The following is a 2,835-nucleotide window of genomic DNA, read 5'->3' as shown; positions in this document are numbered from 1 at the left end:
AAATTGGACTTTCCGGCTCCCTGGTCACCAAACAGGAATAAAAATGGGAAGAAGCCTGTTATATCAAGAATAATGTCTCGGTATAACGCCAGTATTACAAACGAAATACCCACCGCACCGTTTATTCCATAAGCTTTAAAGATAAGCTCTGCCCATGAATCAAAGTTTAAATTCCCGGCTTTGTAAGCAAACCTACGCTCAGCAGAATAGCTTTTATCATTCAAGTTGGTATAGGCAAAAGGTGGCAAATAAAGCGATGTGACATCCGTATTGACAATACCTAACTTATCAGGATATGTAATGACATTATCTTTGTCTATCACAGCATCAGCAAAACAATAAGCATGGTGTTCACTTTGATACCCCAACTGATTAATGGCAATGGCGTTTTTCTCACGGTCATACAGAAAGGTTAAGATATTATCCAGTTGCTGAGTGTTACCAAAGAAGGTTAAACCTCGGCTTGATATGCTTCGGATGACCTTTTTAAACCTGTCTAGGTTCAATTCTGAACTCATTATCTCATTAACCGTAATTTCCCCAGTATTACGCTGAAATTTGACCAGACGCCTACTTTCCTTTGTGCCATCCATCAAGTGATAAACCGATTCCATTAAAAAATTGGATAGCTTCTTAACGATAGGCTTTCCTTTAATGGTTTCCTTCATATAATAACAGCCATTTTCCACAAAGAAATAGTACTCTTCATTATCTGCTTGCTTGTCTTCGCTGTTTTGTGGAATTGGTTTGGTAACTATATCTTCCCATAGCAATTGGTAATTCTCTGTATTTTGAAGAAAATCGATTAATGACTTATCCTGTAACAAATCATTGGCATCCTTTTTCTTCGGTAATACCAATCTTCGTAACGATTGAATATCAAACCGACCAGAAAGAATGAAGTCTTTGTAATAGTCTGCACATTTGTTTCCGGCATCATCGTTATCCATTGCCAAAACCACTTTCTTCCCCTGAAGATATGGTAGCAATACTTTAGGGTCTTTTATTTTATTTTCTGTTGAAAACAGAGCAATAGATGAGCAGCCTACCATGGATAAGGCATTGATAACACCCTCTTGCAAGAAAACCACATCAAAGTCCGGAAAGAACATTTTATCGTAAATGCTTTCATTCAATGTTCCGTTATTTTTGGCTTTAGGCTTACCTTTTTCAGGATTAATCATCCTGCGATTGATAAGCTGATTATTCGTATCAGTAAACACAATGGCATTGGATAAAGAATCATACCAATAACTTCCTTGTGGTAAAGATTCTGCATCAATTCCCCTGGATTTAAGATATTCACTTGCCTTTGTTATTGGGTTATTTCTTATGGCAAAGAGCATTTTATCAAATGAAGATGTGTTAGTTTGGGCTGACGGTTTAAAAACGTCTCGAATGCCCAGGTAATCTTCCTGTAAATATGTAATGGCTTTATGCTCGTTCCATCCATTATTAAATAACATGACAAAATCAATTGCAGAACCAGCGGAACCACACGAAAAGCATTTGAAATAGTTTTTTCGGGTGTTCACACTGAAAGCCGGAGAATGGTTTGTCCCTTGACCACTTCCACAAAAGGGGCATTTTTCAAGTTGATTGGCTTTATTGAAATGTACGCCTGTTTCCTTTTCAATAAGGGCTTTGATGTCAATTTGTTTTACTTTTTCGATTGTCTGCATTTGTTTTCCATTGTGCCATAAACAGGCCATTCAAACCCTATTGTTCTTCCTCAGAGGTATTCTGCATCTCATTTTCCATATTCATCCTTTGCTTTTCTTCTTCCAGATGATGAACTATACTTTCAGTAAGCTCCTGGCTATCCATGCAGTTGCCAATAATTGTAATCATGTAATAGGCAAAATTGATATCGCCCTGTTTTAATGCGTTGGCTGTATCGTCAATGGCTTTGAAAAGCTGCTTTTGTTGTTCTGTTTGTGGAGGATGAAGTTCTTCTACTTGTACATTGGCTTCCGGAGTATGACTTTGATTACTTGATGCTTCTTCCTCAATAAAGCCTAATGCACTTTGTAATTCATGCTTGGTTAAGCCTAATAATTCGGCTGCTTTAGGGCTTCCTGCAAGCAATTTGCTTCCGATACCAGACAGTACACCTGTGGCCACACGCTTAATAATCTCGGTATTAGAATAGCCTGCCAATCGTGTTTCAAGGTCTGAGATTTCTGAAACATACTCACTATTGGCTTTTTCAAGTTTTGTATTCTGCTCTTTTAAAGTATCCCTTTCAATGGACAGGTCTTTGACTTGCTTTTGAAGTGTCTCAATAAGCGTTTCCTGTTTATAATCATTCAGTTTCTTTTCAAACTGCATCAGGGTATTTTCATGACGAGCATTACTAACTGCTCCCAGTAATCCTGCCAATCCATTAAAAGAATTGCCAGTATTCTCTTTGTCTGTTTCTATGCCTGTTAAAGCCCCAAACAATTGACTTATTCCATCAAGGTTACCCATAAAGCTGTTATTACCAGCCATTTTATGTTTTTGTAAGGCAGTTTCAATAGCTTGTTCTATCTGAGATTGGTTAGAAGAACTGTTTGTCTTGTTTTCGCTTAGTGTAATCGGGTATTCTTCAACCTTTCCGGCTTTAGGACTCATGCCCCTGTAAATACAGACTTTGATATTTTTACCTTCCTGTCGGGCTATATCCTTTGCCGATTCAATATTTTCAGTAAAAGCTTCAATATTGTTGGTACGAGGTACAATCAGAATATGTCCAGAATTGCTTTCAACCCTGATTTCGTACGCATAATTCTTATTTTCTTGCAGGTTTTTATATATCGCATCCTGCATATTGCTTTGTTTTTCCTTCATTGT

2 protein-coding genes are annotated in these 2,835 nt (G+C 37.5%); both read right to left on the bottom strand.

Going from position 1 to position 2,835, the window contains the following annotated elements:
- Positions 1–1,682 (bottom strand): CHC2 zinc finger domain-containing protein (locus KEM10_RS23515; protein WP_212220747.1); only part of this gene is annotated, 1,682 nt, incomplete at its 3' end.
- A 37-nt stretch (positions 1,683–1,719) separates the two neighbouring features.
- The coding region (locus KEM10_RS23510; protein ID WP_212220744.1) for a hypothetical protein at positions 1,720–2,835 on the bottom strand (1,116 nt) is incomplete at its 5' end.

It is taken from the genome of Carboxylicivirga linearis, from assembly GCF_018271995.1.
Classification (GTDB): Bacteria; Bacteroidota; Bacteroidia; order Bacteroidales; family Marinilabiliaceae; genus Carboxylicivirga; species Carboxylicivirga linearis.
The sequence above is the reverse complement of the archived record's forward strand: the minus strand, read 5'-3'. Positions and strand labels throughout refer to the sequence as shown.